This is a genomic window from Algoriphagus zhangzhouensis (genome assembly GCF_900148515.1).
In the GTDB taxonomy this organism is placed as follows: domain Bacteria; phylum Bacteroidota; class Bacteroidia; order Cytophagales; family Cyclobacteriaceae; genus Algoriphagus; species Algoriphagus zhangzhouensis.
Genome location: NZ_FRXN01000002.1, coordinates 901,984 through 919,149 on the forward strand (window position 1 = coordinate 901,984; position 17,166 = coordinate 919,149).

A 17,166-nucleotide genomic window follows, 5' to 3' on the forward strand; every position below is an offset into this window, starting at 1 on the left:
AAAAATGTCCATTATGAACCGTAAATCGATTGGCCTAGTGGTTTTGGCCTTGATGATTTCCCTCGGAATTCAAGCACAAAATACCATTCACCCAACCTCCTCCGAATACGAATATCCAACTGATCCTAAGGTTCAGGAAAAGCTGGAACAATGGAGAGATCAAAAATTTGGGATTCTAATTCACTGGGGAATTTATGCTGTTCCCGGGATTGTTGAGTCCTGGAGTATTGTCAATGAAGATTGGATCAATAGAAAAGATACCACTCAGAGCTACGAAGATTACAAAAAGTGGTATTGGGGCTTAAAAGATGATTTTAACCCAACTGGATTTAATCCTGAGCAATGGGCTGATGTAGCAGAAAAAGCAGGGATGAAATACGTGGTTTTCACCACTAAACATCATGATGGCTTTAATATGTTCGACACTCAGTTTACTGATTATAAAATCACTGACGGTCCTTTCAAAAACAATCCAAAGGCGGATGTAGCCAGGTATGTTTTTCAGGCTTTCAGGGACAAGGATATGATGATTGGGGCTTATTACTCTAAGCCGGATTGGCATTCGCAATATTTCTGGTGGGATTACCGAGCTACTCCAGACCGAAATGTCAATTATGATATCAGAAAGCATCCATGGAGATGGAATCAGTTTGTGAATTTTACCCACAATCAATTGAACGAAATCACCAGTAAGTATGGATCTATTGATATTCTTTGGTTAGATGGTGGATGGGTTCGTCCACTGGAAACTGTAAATGAGGAAGTATTAAGCTGGGGAGCCCCAATTCCTGAATTTTCTCAAGAAATCAATATGCCTAAAGTGGCAGAAATGGCAAGAAAAAATCAAGAGGGAATCCTGATTGTGGATAGAACGGTTCATGGACCTTTTGAAAATTATAGAACTCCAGAACAAGGCATTCCTTCAACCATGTCTCCAGATCCTTGGGAGAGCTGCATCACCCTTGGAGGTGCTTGGGGATATGTTCCGAATGATAAATTCAAGCCCTCACGCAAAGTGATTCATTTGTTGGTGGAGATCGTGGCAAAAGGAGGAAATCTATTGTTGGGAGTAGGTCCTACAGCAGATGGTATTTTCCTTCCGGAGCAAGTTTCGAGATTAGAAGAAATCGGAAAATGGCTTGAGGTAAATGGACAAGGGATTTATGAAACCAGAGCGATTGAAACTTTCCAAGATGGTGATGTTTATTTCACTCAAGGGAAGGAAAAAGAGCTTTATGCGATTTTACGGATTCAAGAAGGAGAAAAGCTAGGTGAAAGCATCACTTGGACTTTAAACCCACCTAAGAAAGGGGCCAAAATCCAAATGCTGGGTCAAAAAGGAAACCTTAAGTGGAAAACAGTAGATGGAAAAACAGTAGTTTATATTCCTCGAAGTCTTCAAAGCAAACTAGCTGATTCGCCAGCTGTTGTGTTGACTTATTCAGGAGAGTAAAAAAGAAACCCCGGATAAAAAAAAATCCGGGGTTTCTCTTTTTCAAATTTTAATATTTTTTCTTTTACCAAGTTCTTCCTCCTCTAGGCGGACCTCTAAATGGACCTTGAGGTCTATCACTTTGATCTTGCTCTTTGAAGTTACCGATGATATAGGTAAAGGTCAATAAGCCATATCTAGTCAAAACATTGGTGTAAACGTCAGTGACTGCTACATCCGAAACAGTTCTTGAAATGCTATTGTTTTGATTCAACAAATCAAAAATTACCAATTTCAGCTCCGCCTTGTTGTTTTTGGCAAAGCGATATCCTGCCTCGATATTCCATAACCATACAGACTGATCAAAGCCTTCTGAAAGTCCACTGTAAAGGGTGTTATTCACATTATTTCCAACGAATAGCTTTCCATCATTTGGTGAATAATACAATCTCAAGTTGGATTCCTGAATGTAGTAATTTTGATCTAGGTTGGCCTGAAGACTTGAATTAACAATTGTATACGTTCCAGTTGAACTCAATGTAAAATCAAAGTTCTTGCTGATGTTAGAAGTGAAGGTCACACCTTGTCCCAAGCTGATATTATCGTTTTTATTCAACTCTCCATTGATCAAACCTGGAGTTCTTCCATATCCCAATCTTGTATTGAAATTCACATTGGTTTTGATGCCTTTAATAGGAGTCCCATAATTCATGAAGAGCCTTGAATTGAAGTTACCATCCAAGTTGACTGGCATTGAAATCTGACCTCCTGGTCTTAACAAAATCTCCCCATTGATCAATGTGTCACTTGCGGCAACATAGGTACTACTTCCGATATAATTGCTAGTTGTGGAAAAGTTTGCAAACATGAAGAATGTCTTATTTTTCTCCATATTGAATTTACCAATATTAGCGAAAATGCTATGTTCAAAACTCTGAGCCAATGTAGGGTTACCCACACTAAGATTCAATGGATTTTGATTGTTGACAACATTTTGAAGTTGGCTTACAGAAGGTTCATCAGTATTAGTTCTATAACGAACCCTGAAGTTCAATCCCGACTCTCGATTTCTATAGCTCACATGAGCACTAGGCAAAATGTTGTTGAAGCTTCTGTTGAAAACTCCTTCTGATGGGAAGAAAGCTTCATTGTCCAATTTGGCATTTTGGTAGTCCAAATTGAAGTTCAAATTCCAGCCATTGCTATTATATGCATAGCCTGTTCTTAATCTCTGAGTGATGAATTTGTTGATAAATACATTGCTCAAAGCAGTGTCTAGTGCTGGAAGATTTTCTTCATCCAAAACACGTGTTTTTTGGTCAGAATCAGTTTTGTTATTTCCGATTTGATAGCCTAATGTACCTTGAGATTTCTCACCAAATTTCTCTGTGAATGTTAGGTTGATCCTATAATTGAAGCCATTGTAAAGCAAGTTTGTTTCTTGTGTTGTAGTATCCAATAAGCTTTTACTGTAATCATTACTTGCTGCCAACAATTCCGAGTTTTGATCTCTATTATTCCAGTTGGTATAAATATCTGTGGATAAAGTACGTCCTGGCTTGTCAAATTTGTATCGATAAGTCAGGTTATTGGAGATATTATAGGAGTTGGTCTTTGCGTCAGTAATAGACCTCAAAGCTGAAAGCGAATCTCCGGCACTGTTCATCGTCAATGCATCTCTGTCACTGTAGGTATTGTTCGTTTGGAAAGAGATGTTTGGTCGGATGATCAAGGAATTCTTCTCGTTGATATCTGCTTCAATTCGAGCATCTGCTCTATGATTATAATTGTCCACGGTATTAATCAGGTTTTCCTGATACAATTGGGAAAGACTTTCGTTAATTACAGTCTCTCTATTTGTGATTTGGCGAAGGGTATTCTGTGTATTGTTAAAGAAATAACTACCTGTAAAGTTGACTTTCGATCCCCATTTATCACTATAGTTCAACCCTAGTGCATTTGTGGTAATTGTTCCAATATCATTTCCTCCGTAAAAGCTGCCTCCGCCGCCTCCCCAGCCACCACGGCCTCGTCCTCTTCCACCTGATGCATTGGCATTTACTCCAGCAAGGTCCTGACTTGAGAAGTTTTGTTGGTTGATATTATTAAATAACCCAAGAATGGAAAACCTTCTGTCTCCAGAGAAAAGGTTTACACTTCCTCCTGCCGAGTATCGATCATCCGTACCATAACCACCATATACACGTCCGAATTTTCCACTTTTGTGATCTTCTCGAAGTATGATGTTGATAGTTTTGGTATAAGTACCATCATCAAATCCCGTAAGACGAGTTTGATCCGATTTCTGATCCAAAACTTCCACTCTGTCAATGGCATCTGCGGGTAGGTTTCTCAAAGCAATATTTGGATCAGAGCCAAAGAATTCACGTCCATCTACCAAGATTTTTTGAACGGCCTCACCTTGTGCTTGAACTTCTCCATTGGCTATGGTGACGCCTGGGAGTTTTCGAACGAGATCTTCTGCCATTCCATTTTCTTTGGTTTTGAATGCAGAAGCGTTAAATGAGGTGGTATCACCTCTCATTTCCCCAACAGGAGTTTGTCCTTCGATCAATACCTCGCCCAATACTTGAGTGTCTTCCACCAAAACAATTTCACCCAAGTCTAAAGGCTCACGCATGCTGTGGACTCTAGATATAGTCTTGTATCCAATAAATGTAATCTCAACTTTTACTTGAGGAATATTAGGTCGTACAATTTCAAATTTTCCTTGTCCATCAGTTACAGTTCCTCTCAAAAGTGAGTCGGTTACAGTCTTTATTTGGACATTGGCACCTATCATGGGTTTATTGATCGATCCATCGATCACAGTCCCGAATAGTTTTCGCTCGGGACGAGCCTGACCTTCAGATCGTTGGGCATAGACTGACCCAATCAGTAAAAGGCTAAAAATCAGGGTCAATAAAGAGTAGTTCTTTTTCATAATTTGCAAAGTTCACTACTTTGACTGAATGAAAAAGGCAAAGGTTTAGTCTCCTATTCTCAAAAAATAAGAATGGATGAATGATAGGATAAATGGCTTGATAGCCGTTTAAAAAACATATTAAATTTTATCCATAATATCTGGATAGGAGATTCCAAAGTGGGAATTATCATAAATGGCCACACCGTCTCTGATGATAAGTACCTGTGGGGATTCATGGGGAACATGGAAAACCTCTTCCACCAAATTGGAAATTTGTCGATAGGCAACTAAATCCAAATAGTAAGGCACTATCTTTTCTTCGTCTTCAGATTTCCAATTTCTAAGCAATCTATCGAGAGACATACTACTGACAGAGCAGCGTGTACTATGCTTGAAAATCAAAATCGGTCTTTCTTGACTCAAAGTTTTGATCTCTTCTATTTGCTCAGCCGATGTCAATTTTTTCCAATTCATAAGATATTCTCTTTTTTGGGACAATACTTGCAGGGGAAATAAAGTTCCCTTATTGACATTCAATTTATATATGAAACTTCAATTCCGCTATACTCTCCAAAAGTATTCATTTTGGATCGTAATACTTAGTTTTTCATTGGCTTCTTGTAAGAGTCTCAACATATCCAATCCTGGACCTTTGGCAGAATTGCCTCCGTCAAATTCCAATGTGAATGTGCCTTTGGAAATCCCAAAATCAACCTTGGATCGAATTTTCAATTCACAAATTCCAGTGAATCTGATCGATGAGGAAAATATGGAATTTGGAAGTGGAATTGAAGGAAGTCTTTTGCTGAAGAGAAAAGGAACCATTACCTATACTTCATTGGATAGCCAAGTAATCGAGATGAAAATGCCTCTTGAAGTCAAAGGGGAAGTTGGATTGAAAAGAGGTGGCTTGGGTAATCTTTTTAAAGGTAAAGTGCCAATTGATGAGAGCTTTGCACCAGTGGTCAGACTCAACCCACAAATCAATCCTGATTGGACGTTGAGTGTGGATAACTTTGAACTAGTGGAGCTTGGAGGAAATCTGACACTTGATGTATTGGGCATGGAAGTGGATTTGAGCCAAATGATGGAGCGACAGATCAAGGGTTGGGCTGAAGAAAATCTCAATGGAGATCGCAAACTGGTGAATTTGAAACCCATGATTGATTTGGCCTGGCAACAAGCAGGGAAGGCATTTACTGTGGATTGGGATGGAAATTCGAAGGTCTTTTCAATTCAACCGGAAGCTGTGAAGCTAAAAGAGTTTTTCGGAAAAAATGATTCTTACAACGTATGGTTGGGAATGGATGGTAAAATCAATTCGCATCCAGTTGGTGCAGCTCCTAGTCGTGCTTATCCTTTGCCAAATTTGACTCCAAACTCTCAATCAGAGAATGAACTGGAAATCGAACTCCCTTTTGAGATCAGCTATGAGGAACTTGATCAATTATTGGGAGAAAATTTGAATGGAAGAAGTTTCAGGGCTGATAAAAATACGATTATGACTCTAGATCAGCTTAAGTCGCAACCCTTTGGCGAGCTTTTGGCCATAACCTGTGATTTTGTAGCTGAGAGAGAAAACGGAGAGGATCTGGAAGGAAGCTTTTTTGTAGTTGGAAAGCCCGCTTATGATTCCGAAACGCAGAGTTTATATTTTGATGATATCAATTTCAAAGTACTCAGTGATGATTCCAAGGCTAAGCTAGGAGTGGCTTTGAAAAAGAGAAAAATTATCCGACAAATAGAAAAGAGAGCTGTTTTTCCAGTTGGAGGTTTGTTGGAGGATAGTATAGGAGGGATTCAGGAAAGATTGGGGCTAAGTACTCCGATCGCTGATTTGAAAGTGGATGATTTAGAAATAGAGCCAGCAGGGTTTTATCCTACTAAAAATGGGCTTTCGGTGTATATGAAAGCGAAAGGAGAAATTGCTGTGAATTGGAAATAATAAAAGCCGGATTTGATTCCGGCTTTTTCATGTTATTTCATCTTTATCAAGATGCCTTTCGCTTCTTCAAGTATATCCTTCTCATGAAAGGATTTTGAGATTTTGTCAATTTTGGGTTTGAGCTTTTTCTCCAGTTTCAAGGATGAGGCTGACCTTAGGGCGAATTTTACAACTGAAGGATCCATATCATCCAATGATTTGTTTAAAATAGCTTCAGCAATTTCCGGTTTTTTCATTCTCGCACCATATGCAGCGGCTATTCTCACTGGGGCAGAACCTTTGTCTGCTGCTTTTTCCAATATTTCAGTAGATCCGTCTTCATCAATATAGCCTGCTAAATAGGCTGCTTTGATCGCAAGATTTTCATCTGATCCATTGACTAGGTCTCCCAAAAGAGGAAGCGCGTCTTTTCCGAATTTCTGAGCTCCAGCCGGATAATCCAATTCATCCAATCTCAGAAACTCCAATAATTCCTGCGGGTCAAACTGCCCAGCGGGTTTGCTTGTTCTTTTTGCCATGATTTCTAAGAGTTTGGTTAGATATTGGTACTTAAACTGCTGTTTCTCATTGTAGAGGATTCTGAGCTAGTCAGGTTCGGTGGAGGATTGGTGATGTTAAATGTTCCATTCCCAGTCATCAAACGATCATTGTTATTCACATGATTCAAACCTAACACATGCCCAAATTCATGTCCTAAAGTCCATCTACTGGCAGACCTTACTACCACACAACCCGGTTTGCCAGATGGATGCGAGGCACAACCGTTATACCCAGGCACAGTACTTCGGACATAATAAACCACCAGATCTTTAGAACCTACAAAATCCCTATTGTTGAACAAAGAATTTTGCTCTGAGGTGGTAGATCCCATCATACAACTTCCGACATCGACGTCATTGAGGCTTGGAAGACTTAAGTTTTGAGTTGAAGCACAGTCTACCCGAATCCCTGCAATGGCAAAGACTTCTTGCATTGCTGCAAATTGCTCATCAAGGGTAAAGGAGGTTGGCGCTGTCAAGATTTTCACGTGGACTCTGACTTTTTCTTTCAAGACTCTAATTCCTGCTGTCGGAGACCAGTAGATACTTCCGCCTTGGAAATGGCTGATTCTTCCTGCTCCACCAAAAACTACCAATTCATCAGAAATAGGGTATTTTAAGAAACTTTTCTCCCAGCCTAAAGAGGCCCAATGTGCTCGGATTGCTCCATGAACTTCATGAGCTCCTGTACTTGGTGTCCAGTAAATGCTTCCGCCCTGGAAATGATTAAATCTCCCTACTCCATCAGGAGTGGTGGTTTCATTGGTTAGTGGATATTTCAGAAAACTTCTTTCCCATCCCAAACTGGCATATTTGGATCGGATTGCTCCGTGCACTTCCCATGCACCAGTACTTGGAGACCAATAAATACTACCTCCTTGGAAGTGATTGAATCGCCCGATATTATCAGGAGTTTTGGTTTCGTCAGTTTTTGGATATCCCAAAAAACTTCTTTCCCAACCCAATGACTTCCACCTAGCTTTTATTAATCCATGAACTTCATGCGCCCCTTCGGAAGGGTGATAGTAAATGGAACCGTTGACATAATGCTGGAACTGACCAACTCCATCAGGGCAAGTTAGAATGGATGTGGTATGGGTTCCAAGCCAACCACTTGCGCCTCCTAGTTGCCAATATTTGACAGTGATAGGGTGAAGTGGAGTGAAATTTAAATCCTTGATTAGCTTTTCATGCAGGGTAGCATCCAAGACCAATTGTGGATCAATTCGAAATTTTGACATAGGCCTAAAAATTTTAATTTGATTGAAAAATTATCTACAAAAAGGTAAAAAAAATCTAGAAAAAAATCAAATAAATATTTGGTTTTCAGGAGATTACGATTTTATTAGTTCTCCATAAGTTTGAATGCCTTTAGACTGAGCTATTTTCAAAAGTTTGAGGAAAAGCTGGGCTGTCAAAAAAGCATCGCCAGACGCTGTATGTCTGTCTTCAGTTTGAATACCATATCTCTCACAAAGTTGATCCAAGCTATAATCTTTACTGTTTACATGATTCCAATTTGCTTGAGGTCCCTTTTCCAATCGTAAGGCAAAATTCGCAGTATCAATCATTGGATTGGGAAAAGAAGGAATCCCAGTAATTTTTTCCAGCATAGATTTATCAAAATGTATATGTTGACCAACGAGGATGGAGTTTCCCAAATATGGCAGTAGAGTTCTTGAAAATTCTTCTTGGCTGATGGTTTCGGGTCTTTGGGTAATCCCGTGAATTTCAGCCGATTTCCCTATTTCTCGATCTGATTCAGGATAAAGCTCAAGGCTTGAATTGATTCTAATTTTGCCTTCCTCGATTTTGACTGCTCCAAAAGAGAGGATATGATCTTTGGCAGGATTGAGGCCTGTGGTTTCTGTATCCAATACTACAAAGCTCAATTGTTGGATAGATCGTATGCCAGGGGTTTTGACTTTCGATTGTTCCAAAAATTCCTGAACGAAAGTTCTTGAGTCTTCTTTTTTCTTGGAAAATGGCCACCAACTCATGATCTGAGCAAGTCTAGTTGAAATCTGATCCTGACGATTTCCTGCAATTCTGAAATAGGTGCAAAAGTACTTTTAAGCAACTGACGCTGCAATTTACCCATGTTTTCAGGACGAATGTATCGTCCGTTATTTTGATTTTCCAAACCTTCTAAGGCTCTCATTCTCATCAAAATTTCATAAGCTTTTCCTGCTTGAGTGAAGAGTTGGGCATTTTGAGGTTCCAATTCACATAGCTTTTCAAATCTTTTGAAGGTATTGTTAATACCTACCACTCCGTAGCTTAAAATGAGTAGTCTAGCCAAGTCAGTCAAAGGCATCATGGCTCTTGCCTTAATATCAAATTGATCTCGATGTTCTTGGCTTTTTTCTACAATAAAATCCTTGAAGAATCCCAGTGGAGGTGGAGATAAAAATGCATTTTGACCTAGATAGGATAGGAATCCCTTTTTCTTTTGAATGTTTTCATAAACATGAAGAGATAGTTCCTCAGAAAGACCATTAAATCCAGCAATAGGTCTGAAATCATAAAAAATAGAGGCCCGCAACAGGGCTTCAGGTGTTGGAGTGAGGATCCAATCTGAAAAATATTTTTTCCATCGGCTTAAAGGTTGATTCCACTTGGGATTGGAAGCCATGATTTCACCCGGACAAGGCGAAAACCCACAAGCCAATAGAATTTCGACCACTTCTGTTCCTAATTGTAAGAAATAATCTGCTGCGATTTTCTCGAGTTCTTTAGGTACATCTTCATATAGAATTGCATTATCCAAATCAGTTCGAAGTAATTGCTCTTCCCTACCCTCGGATCCCAAACATAGAAATACGAAGCGAATAGATTTCATCTGAGGAAACTCTTCAGATAGTTTGTTTTGAGCAATTTTTACGGCTTGTTGTATAATCACATCGTTGATTTCTGTCAGGACAGACGCCACAAAGTCCATAGAAACCTCATTTTCCAAGTAATATTTCAGCATTGTTTCTGCCCTATCCCGAATGGATTTCATTTCTGAGACCATTTCAGTATTGAGCAAAGCATGAATCAAAACCGCTGGACTATTTCCCATGGAGAGCAAGACATCGTGGTCTGAAAGAATCCCACAAATAGGACTGTTTGGGCTTCCGTCCTCTGTCAATATCAAATGATGGAGTCTGTTTTTGATCATGGAAAGATAAAGGTCCGAGAAGCCGGCATCTTTCTTTTTGGTAATGACCGGACTGCTCATGACATGATCTACTTTCGTATTCAAAGGTAAGGCTTGAGCAACCACTTTACTTCGGAGGTCCTTGTCCGTGATGATTCCCAAAGGGATTTGGTTCTCCCCGCAAACGACGATCGAGCTTACAGATTCAGAAGCCATTTTTTGTGCTGCCTCCTGAACAGTGGCATTGAGGTCAATGTGGATAACTCTTTCTGAAAATTGGATTTGACTAGGATCTGAGAAAATCAAAAGGGAGTGATCCTGATTGTCTTTTTTTAGAACTCCTCGTGCCTTTTGGCCTGTGGATAAGTCCTGTCTTACTACCACTTGACCAGATGCGAATCCTGCAGCAAAGTACAGGGCAACCTTTGAGTTTTTTTCTAATATCTCTTCAAATACAGATACTGGAATACTATAGACCAAAGAATCAACTTCGACCTTTGCCTCATAGATATAGGGTCTTTTTCCTAAAAGTGCTAGAACACCAAATACATCCCCCTCATCGCAATAATCCTTGATTTCATTTTGATCATAGAGTCCGATCTGACCTTCTTTTAAGATGTAAAAGTGTGGTCTAGCAGCTTCATTTTTCTTAAAAAGTATCTCTTCTTTTGCCAAAAACTGGACTTCCACTTGGCTGGCCACTAGTTCAAGATCAGAGGGTTTCAAAAATGAAAAAGGGGGGAACCTTTTCAAAAACTCCTGAACTCGCTTGACAATTACATTGGCCATGTGATGAAAATACTGATTTCAATTTAGAAAATTGCTGACAGAATGTCTTAGACTAAAATTGGTTCTAAATTTGATTTGTAAATTCCTTTAAATCAGATAAATGATGTCAGGAAGAGCCGTTTTTAGAAGTATTAAAAATCTCCTTTGGGCCTTAATTGTAGCCTTTATGGTTGGGGTTCATAATTTTTACAAGCAAGAGATGGATTCTCCAGATTCTATTGTTTCCTCTATTGAAATAGATGCGGAAGAGGAAGATGACACTCCCAAACTCTAAGGCTTTAAAAAACAATAGACACCAGAAATTCTAGTGTCTATTGTCTTGAGTTTGATGTCTATTTTATTTCCTTCCTTCAATAATCTGCTTCACTACTTCTGGATCAAGGAGAGTACTAGTGTCTCCCATATTGTCCAGGCTGTTTTCAGCAACTTTTCTAAGGATACGTCTCATAATTTTACCTGATCTAGTTTTTGGCAAACCAGGTACCAATTGAATTTTATCTGGTTTCGCAATTGGACCAATGATTTTAGAAACCGAATCCTTGATTTCTTGAATCAAGTTTTCTTCGGTTCTATTAGTCAAATCACAAATCACATAAGCATAAATGCCTTGTCCTTTGACCTCATGTGGATAACCTACCACCGCAGATTCAATCACTTTAGGATGCTCATTGATCGCGTTTTCAACTTCTGCAGTTCCCATTCTATGTCCAGAAACGTTGATTACATCATCTACACGACCTAGGATTCTGTAGTATCCATCATGATCTCTTTTCACACCATCTCCGGTGAAATACATATTTGGATAGGTTGAGAAATATGTTTGTTTGCATCGGTCATGGTCGCCGTATGTTGTTCGGATCATCGATGGCCATGGGAATTTGACACAAAGGTTTCCTTCCACTCCATTTCCAGTTAGTTCATTTCCATCTGCATCAACAATACAAAGTTGGATACCAGGAAGTGGTAGAGTTGCATAGGCTGGTTTGGTTGGAGTAATTCCCGCCAATGGTGAAACCATGATTCCACCAGTTTCAGTCTGCCACCAGGTATCCACGATTGGACATTTGTCTTTTCCGATATGCGTATGATACCAGTGCCAAGCTTCTTCGTTGATTGGCTCTCCTACAGAACCCAATACTTTCAATGAACTCAAATCATATCCTTGAATAGGTTCGGTACCATATGCCTGCAATGCTCTGATAGCAGTTGGGGCTGTGTAGAATTGGTTGACTTTATGCTTTTCCACTACCGCCCAGAAGCGACCGGCATCTGGATAAGTAGGCACTCCCTCAAACATCAAGGTTGTAGCTCCACACAAAAGAGGACCGTAAACGATATAAGAGTGACCAGTGATCCAGCCAATATCCGCTGTACACCAGTATACATCTCCAGGAGAGTATTGGAATACATTTTCGAAGGAATATTTGGTATAGACCATGTATCCTCCAGTCGTATGGACTACCCCTTTTGGTTTACCGGTGGAACCTGAAGTATATAGGATAAATAGCATATCCTCTGAATCCATCTCTTCTGCGACGTTGGTGTCTGCTTGATCAGCTACTGCATCATGCCACCAGAAGTCACGACCTTCTTTCATGGTAATTTCCTGATGAGTTCTCTGATAGACAATCACCGTGTCTACAGGAGATTTTTCCAAAGCTTCATCTACTAGACCTTTGACTGCGATTTTTTTGCTTCCACGGAAGTTTCCATCTGAGGTAAGTACAGCTTTTGCTCCGCAATCCTTGATTCTATCTGCCAATGCTGAGGCCGAAAATCCTGCAAAGACTACTGAGTGGATAGCTCCAATACGTGCACAAGCTAGCATTGCAACTGCCGCTTCAGGTACCATCGGCATGTAGATGATTACTCGGTCCCCTTTTTCGATTCCTTTTGCCTTTAAGGCATTGGCAAAGCGGCAAACCTCGTGGAAAAGTTCCTTGTAGGTAAGTGTTCTGCTGGCTTCATTCGGATCATTGGGTTCCCAGATAATAGCTGGACGATCCGCCATGGTGAACATGTTTCTTTCGAAGATATTCTCAGTGATATTCAGCTTTCCGTTGACAAACCACTTGACATCCGGATCTTTAAAATTCCATTTTAAGGTCTTAGACCATCTTTTTCTCCAGTAAAAGGAATCTGCGATTCTAGCCCAAAACTCCTCAGGCTGAGTCACACTTTTTTGATATTCGTACAAATAACCGCTTAGGGTATGTAATCTATCACTCATGATGAAACTTAGGTTTATTGTAAAAGGAGTAAACTCCCGTATAATCTTTTAATGATCGCTGGCTTGTCCAGCCCCTCTTGGAATTCGGATATCTTGTACCATTTCCTGAACTTCTTTTGGAGGTGCAGGGGTAAAGCTGGAAACTAAGATACAAACAAGAAAGTTGAGGATCATGCCTATGGAGCCTATCCCTTCCGGAGAAACTCCAAACCACCAATTCTCGGCGGTATTCAATTCAGGACTGATGAATTTGAAGTAAATAATATACGCCAAAGTGAATACTAAACCTGTCAACATTCCAGCAATAGCACCTTCCTTATTTATTCGGTCGGAGAATATTCCCATAATAATGACAGGGAAAAAAGAAGCTGCTGCCAAGCCAAATGCAAATGCTACCACTTGTGCTACAAATCCCGGAGGGTTGACACCAAAATAACCCGCCAAAATCACTGCTCCTGCCGCTGCTATCCGTGCAATTCGAAGTTCTTTTTTCTCGGATATTTCTGGTTTAAAAGTTTTGAATAAATCTCTCGAAACTGAAGTGGAAATGACAAGCAGAAGCCCTGCTGCTGTGGATAGTGCTGCAGCCATAGCACCAGCAGCTACCAATCCCACTACCCAGTTTGGCAATTCTGCTATCTCAGGGGAAGCCAAGACCATGATATCCCGGTCGATGCTCAATTCATTCTTCTCTTGATCAGGTAGGTACTGCACGATTCCATCTCCATTTTTATCATCTACTTTGATCAAATCAGTCTTTTGCCAAGTACTGATCCAAGCTGGCAATTCGCTCACTTTTTTCTCGGAGGTAGAATTGATGGCATTGTAAATTCCGAATGCAGCAATGGCTGGTGCCGTCGTGTATAGAATAGCAATGAAGACCAAAGCATATCCTGCTGATAGCCTCGCATCTTTTACTTTTGGAACTGTGAAAAATCGGACGATCACATGAGGAAGACCTGCTGTTCCCACCATTAATGCCAAAGTGATCATAAACATGTCCATCATTCCTTTTCTTCCTGAGGTATATTCAGCAAATCCCAAATCCGCCAATACGCCGTCAAGCTTGTCCAGTAGGTAAGTCCCATCTGAAACTTCACCACCCAAGCCTAATTGAGGAATCGGGTTTCCGGTCAATTGCATTGAAATGAAAATCGCTGGAACCATGTAGGCAAAGATCAAAACGCAATATTGGGCGACTTGAGTGTAGGTGATCCCTTTCATTCCTCCCAAAACAGCGTAGAAGAAAACGATGCACATTCCAATGACTACTCCCCATTCGATAGGAACTTCTAGATAGCGGGAAAAGACAATTCCCACTCCTCTCATTTGTCCTGCGACATAGGTGAAAGAGATAAATAGAGCGCAAATGACAGCGACGATTTTGGCTGTTTTTGAATAATATCGGTCTCCCACAAAATCAGGAACAGTGAATTTTCCGAATTTCCGAAGGTAAGGCGCTAGTAATAAAGCTAACAGTACATAACCTCCAGTCCATCCCATGAGGTAAACTGATCCATCATATCCTGCAAAGGCAATGATTCCTGCCATGGATATAAAGGAGGCTGCAGACATCCAGTCAGCGGCTGTTGCCATTCCATTGGCTAATGGAGATACGCCTCCTCCAGCAACATAAAATTCTTTGGTAGATCCGGCACGTGTCCAGATTGCGATGCCTATATATATGGCAAATGATATTCCGACTAATAAATAGGTCCAGGTAAGGATTTCCATGTGATTTTGGGATTAATCTTCGTGAACATCAAATTCCTTGTCCAGCTTGTTCATTCGATACACGTAGACAAAAATCAATAAGACAAAAACATAAATGGATCCTTGCTGGGCAAACCAGAATCCCAGTTTAAATCCTCCCAGACGGATTTGATTGAGTTCTTCTACCCAAAGGACTCCGAAGCCAAATGAGACTAAAAACCAGATGAAAAGTAGGATAAATAAGGTTTGGAGATTTTTCCTCCAGTATCCTTTTGTATTTATTTTGGGTTCGGAAGGCATAGATTGTTTTGCTTATGCTGTGGTTGAGCATATAAAGTAGCAGGTCTAAGTATGCAAAAGCAACCCTTTTGGGGAAAATTTAAAAATTTTAATTAAGTCTTAAGATCTTAATGAATTTTTAGAGCAAAAACTCTGAAATAATTGCCAATCCAGCAGCCAAGAAACTTACCATAAGCTTGCTGATTTGGAGCTTGTGGTGAGGACTGCTTTCGAAGAAAATAGTGGTAGATATGTGAAGAAAACCACCTGCAACCAAGCCATACAAAATTCCGATTCCTTCTTTGCCTATTAGATCATTTTGGAAAAGGAAAGAGCTTGAAAACATTCCCAAAGGAGAAGAAAGAGCGAATAATGTCAAAAGGATAAGCGTCCATTTTTTACTCATCACAGAGGATAAGACTGCTGCCAAAGCAAATGCAGCTGGGCCTTTATGCATGATAATTCCCAGGAGTACCGACTTTCCGCTGTGTACATGGCCAACTGATGAAGAAACATCCTCAATCAAAGTGCCATGCGAAAGTAAAGTCCCTTCCAAAAAGGAGTGTATGAATAGCCCTAACATAACTGTCAAAACACCACTTTTTCCATGGCCATGGTGGTGTAAGTGAATATGTCCGTGCTCGATTCCGCTGGAAAGAAATTCCAAGATTTGTTGGAATAGGAAACCAATCAGAATGTATAGCCCCATTTTGGAGGCATCGGTTGCACTTGAAAAAAGCTCAGGGATAATATGGATGATAGTAATCGAGAAAAGATAGGATCCCGCAAAAACCAAGACCAATTTGAAGTATTTATCCTTGAAGTTTGGGGCAAAAAACACCAAGGAGCCCGCAATCATGGCTGTTAGAAAAAGAAGAATAAAGTTTAGTCCCATGCAATTTTCAGCTTTTCCAATTGGTTTTGGGGAAAAGCTTGATTGATAACCTCCGCAAAGGTAATAAAATTCAATAATGTTGCATTTATTTCAAACTTCTTGAAAATCCTTATTCAGTTATAAAGGAAAGATAAGGTTTTAGGCTTTCGCTAGTGTAGGACCCATATGTGCCATCAGGCTTACTGAAGATTAAAAACACTTCCAATTCAGAATGAGAATCGGCCAATTTGATAGCCTCATCTGTTCCCATCACCATCATGGCAGTGGCAAAGGCATCAGCAGTCATGCAGTTTTTCGCCAGAACAGTCGCGCTAAGTAAGTTGTGTCTAACAGGGTAGCCAGTTTTTGGATCGATCGTATGAGAGATTTTCACTGAGTCTTTAACATAGAAGTTTCTATAATTTCCAGAGGTCGCCATTCCTCTGTTATTCAATGCAATAATGCTGAAAAGCTCCGACGCATTGGATTCTTCCTCTGGTCTGTTTACACCAACTTTCCAAAGTTCCCCCTTATCATTGGTACCTCTCGCTACCAGCTCTCCTCCGATTTCTACCAGGAAGTTTGAAATTCCTTTGCTCGTCAAAAACTTACCTACTACATCCACTCCCTGACCTTTAGCGATAGCTGAAAAGTCAAGATAGATTTCGTGATTTTTCTTGATGACTTTCTGATTGTCAAATTCAATTTTATCAAAACCGACACTTCTCACCATGGTTTGGATGTCCACAGAGTCTTTCAATTCAGGACCTGTTGGTCCAAATCCCCAGATATTTACCAAAGGACCCACAGTCGGATCAAATGCCCCGTTTGTTTGGGTGTAGATAGCTTTGGAAGCATTTAAAATCTCTGGAAAAAAAGGCAAATTGAATTCCAGCGTATCTTTTTGGTTGAATTGGCTAAGTTCAGAATCTGGAATATAGGTAGATAAACTTTGGTTGAAAACCACTAAAAGGGAGTCAATGGAGTTTTGAAAGTCTCTGTTTTCCTGATCCAAATAGGTGATGTTGTAGGTGGTCCCCATCGTCTTGCCTGCAAGAGTGATTTTACCTGCTTCAGATGGCTCATCCAAAGTTACTTCTGGAGTTTGTTCTCGGTTTCTCCAGGTATAAACTAGAGCCACCATCAAAAGAAGAACTAAGGAATAGACGATATTTTTACGGGTATTGGATCGCATGGATTTTCAAATTTGCTGCAAAGTTAAGGCTTATTTTTGCTTACAAAACTCGTTAGATGAGGCAAAAAGTAAAAGTTCCGCTATCTTAAATTTCTATATTTG

General features: G+C 40.1%; 14 protein-coding genes. 3 read left to right on the forward strand and 11 right to left on the reverse strand.

The window, feature by feature from the left end; translation table 11 throughout:
- The first annotated feature begins 13 nt into the window (after positions 1–13).
- Positions 14–1,453, forward strand: coding sequence for an alpha-L-fucosidase (locus BUF13_RS09875; protein WP_073571596.1), 1,440 nt, complete (start codon positions 14–16; stop codon positions 1,451–1,453).
- Between the two features lie 64 nt (positions 1,454–1,517).
- On the opposite strand, the gene BUF13_RS09880 is transcribed toward BUF13_RS09875, so the two are convergent.
- Entirely contained in the window at positions 1,518–4,376 is a 2,859-nt protein-coding gene (locus BUF13_RS09880) for an outer membrane beta-barrel protein (protein ID WP_073571597.1), read from the reverse strand.
- Positions 4,377–4,496: 120 nt separating this feature from the next.
- Positions 4,497–4,832, reverse strand: coding sequence for a bacillithiol system redox-active protein YtxJ (ytxJ, locus tag BUF13_RS09885; RefSeq protein WP_073571742.1), 336 nt, complete (start codon positions 4,830–4,832; stop codon positions 4,497–4,499).
- Positions 4,833–4,902: 70 nt separating this feature from the next.
- Between ytxJ and BUF13_RS09890 the strand changes: the two genes are divergently transcribed.
- On the forward strand, positions 4,903–6,303 hold the full coding sequence (locus BUF13_RS09890) for a DUF4403 family protein (protein ID WP_073571598.1): 1,401 nt from the start codon (positions 4,903–4,905) through the stop codon (positions 6,301–6,303).
- 32 nt (positions 6,304–6,335) lie between these two features.
- Here the strand turns inward: BUF13_RS09890 and BUF13_RS09895 are convergent, their stop codons facing one another.
- The 4 genes from BUF13_RS09895 to BUF13_RS09910 all read right to left on the reverse strand — a co-directional run bounded on the left by BUF13_RS09895 (position 6,336) and on the right by BUF13_RS09910 (position 10,773).
- The gene (locus BUF13_RS09895; protein ID WP_073571599.1) at positions 6,336–6,821 is read right to left on the reverse strand and encodes a HEAT repeat domain-containing protein; all 486 of its coding nucleotides are present in this window, start codon (positions 6,819–6,821) and stop codon (positions 6,336–6,338) included.
- Between the two features lie 17 nt (positions 6,822–6,838).
- Positions 6,839–8,083, reverse strand: coding sequence for an LGFP repeat-containing protein (locus BUF13_RS09900; RefSeq protein WP_073571600.1), 1,245 nt, complete (start codon positions 8,081–8,083; stop codon positions 6,839–6,841).
- 93 nt (positions 8,084–8,176) lie between these two features.
- A complete protein-coding gene (locus tag BUF13_RS09905; protein WP_073571601.1) occupies positions 8,177–8,842 on the reverse strand; it encodes a 3'-5' exonuclease in 666 nt (221 codons plus the stop codon).
- On the reverse strand, positions 8,839–10,773 hold the full coding sequence (locus BUF13_RS09910) for a DUF294 nucleotidyltransferase-like domain-containing protein (protein ID WP_073571602.1): 1,935 nt from the start codon (positions 10,771–10,773) through the stop codon (positions 8,839–8,841). The genes BUF13_RS09905 and BUF13_RS09910 overlap by 4 nt, the downstream gene beginning before the upstream one ends.
- Positions 10,774–10,876: 103 nt before the next feature.
- Here BUF13_RS09910 and BUF13_RS20605 point away from each other — a divergent pair, with 103 nt between their 5' ends.
- A complete protein-coding gene (locus BUF13_RS20605; RefSeq protein ID WP_208327372.1) occupies positions 10,877–11,047 on the forward strand; it encodes a hypothetical protein in 171 nt (56 codons plus the stop codon).
- 63 nt (positions 11,048–11,110) lie between these two features.
- On the opposite strand, the gene acs is transcribed toward BUF13_RS20605, so the two are convergent.
- From acs to BUF13_RS09935, 5 genes are all read right to left on the reverse strand, one after another.
- Positions 11,111–13,003, reverse strand: a complete 1,893-nt coding sequence (acs, locus tag BUF13_RS09915) for an acetate--CoA ligase (RefSeq protein WP_073571603.1) — start codon at positions 13,001–13,003, stop codon at positions 11,111–11,113.
- A gap of 48 nt (positions 13,004–13,051) precedes the next feature.
- Entirely contained in the window at positions 13,052–14,737 is a 1,686-nt protein-coding gene (locus BUF13_RS09920; protein WP_073571604.1) for a sodium:solute symporter family protein, read from the reverse strand.
- Positions 14,738–14,749: 12 nt separating this feature from the next.
- On the reverse strand, positions 14,750–15,016 hold the full coding sequence (locus BUF13_RS09925) for a DUF4212 domain-containing protein (protein WP_073571605.1): 267 nt from the start codon (positions 15,014–15,016) through the stop codon (positions 14,750–14,752).
- Positions 15,017–15,134: 118 nt separating this feature from the next.
- Entirely contained in the window at positions 15,135–15,890 is a 756-nt protein-coding gene (locus BUF13_RS09930) for a ZIP family metal transporter (RefSeq protein WP_073571606.1), read from the reverse strand.
- A gap of 109 nt (positions 15,891–15,999) precedes the next feature.
- Positions 16,000–17,064 (reverse strand): FAD:protein FMN transferase, encoded by a 1,065-nt coding sequence (locus BUF13_RS09935; RefSeq protein WP_073571607.1) that lies wholly within the window; start codon positions 17,062–17,064, stop codon positions 16,000–16,002.
- Between the last annotated feature and the right edge of the window lie 102 nt (positions 17,065–17,166).

What these genes read in the sequence shown, in the direction of transcription:
- BUF13_RS09890 (WP_073571598.1), top strand. Translation starts at nt 4,903, where the DNA reads ATGAAACTTCAATTCCGCTATACTCTCCAAAAGTATTCATTTTGGATC.
- BUF13_RS09905 (WP_073571601.1), bottom strand. Translation starts at nt 8,842, where the DNA reads ATGAGTTGGTGGCCATTTTCCAAGAAAAAAGAAGACTCAAGAACTTTC.
- BUF13_RS09925 (WP_073571605.1), bottom strand. Translation starts at nt 15,016, where the DNA reads ATGCCTTCCGAACCCAAAATAAATACAAAAGGATACTGGAGGAAAAAT.
- BUF13_RS09895 (WP_073571599.1), bottom strand. Translation starts at nt 6,821, where the DNA reads ATGGCAAAAAGAACAAGCAAACCCGCTGGGCAGTTTGACCCGCAGGAA.
- acs (WP_073571603.1), bottom strand. Translation starts at nt 13,003, where the DNA reads ATGAGTGATAGATTACATACCCTAAGCGGTTATTTGTACGAATATCAA.
- BUF13_RS09930 (WP_073571606.1), bottom strand. Translation starts at nt 15,890, where the DNA reads ATGGGACTAAACTTTATTCTTCTTTTTCTAACAGCCATGATTGCGGGC.
- ytxJ (WP_073571742.1), bottom strand. Translation starts at nt 4,832, where the DNA reads ATGAATTGGAAAAAATTGACATCGGCTGAGCAAATAGAAGAGATCAAA.
- BUF13_RS09910 (WP_073571602.1), bottom strand. Translation starts at nt 10,773, where the DNA reads ATGGCCAATGTAATTGTCAAGCGAGTTCAGGAGTTTTTGAAAAGGTTC.
- BUF13_RS09935 (WP_073571607.1), bottom strand. Translation starts at nt 17,064, where the DNA reads ATGCGATCCAATACCCGTAAAAATATCGTCTATTCCTTAGTTCTTCTT.
- BUF13_RS09920 (WP_073571604.1), bottom strand. Translation starts at nt 14,737, where the DNA reads ATGGAAATCCTTACCTGGACCTATTTATTAGTCGGAATATCATTTGCC.
- BUF13_RS09880 (WP_073571597.1), bottom strand. Translation starts at nt 4,376, where the DNA reads ATGAAAAAGAACTACTCTTTATTGACCCTGATTTTTAGCCTTTTACTG.
- BUF13_RS09875 (WP_073571596.1), top strand. Translation starts at nt 14, where the DNA reads ATGAACCGTAAATCGATTGGCCTAGTGGTTTTGGCCTTGATGATTTCC.
- BUF13_RS20605 (WP_208327372.1), top strand. Translation starts at nt 10,877, where the DNA reads ATGTCAGGAAGAGCCGTTTTTAGAAGTATTAAAAATCTCCTTTGGGCC.
- BUF13_RS09900 (WP_073571600.1), bottom strand. Translation starts at nt 8,083, where the DNA reads ATGTCAAAATTTCGAATTGATCCACAATTGGTCTTGGATGCTACCCTG.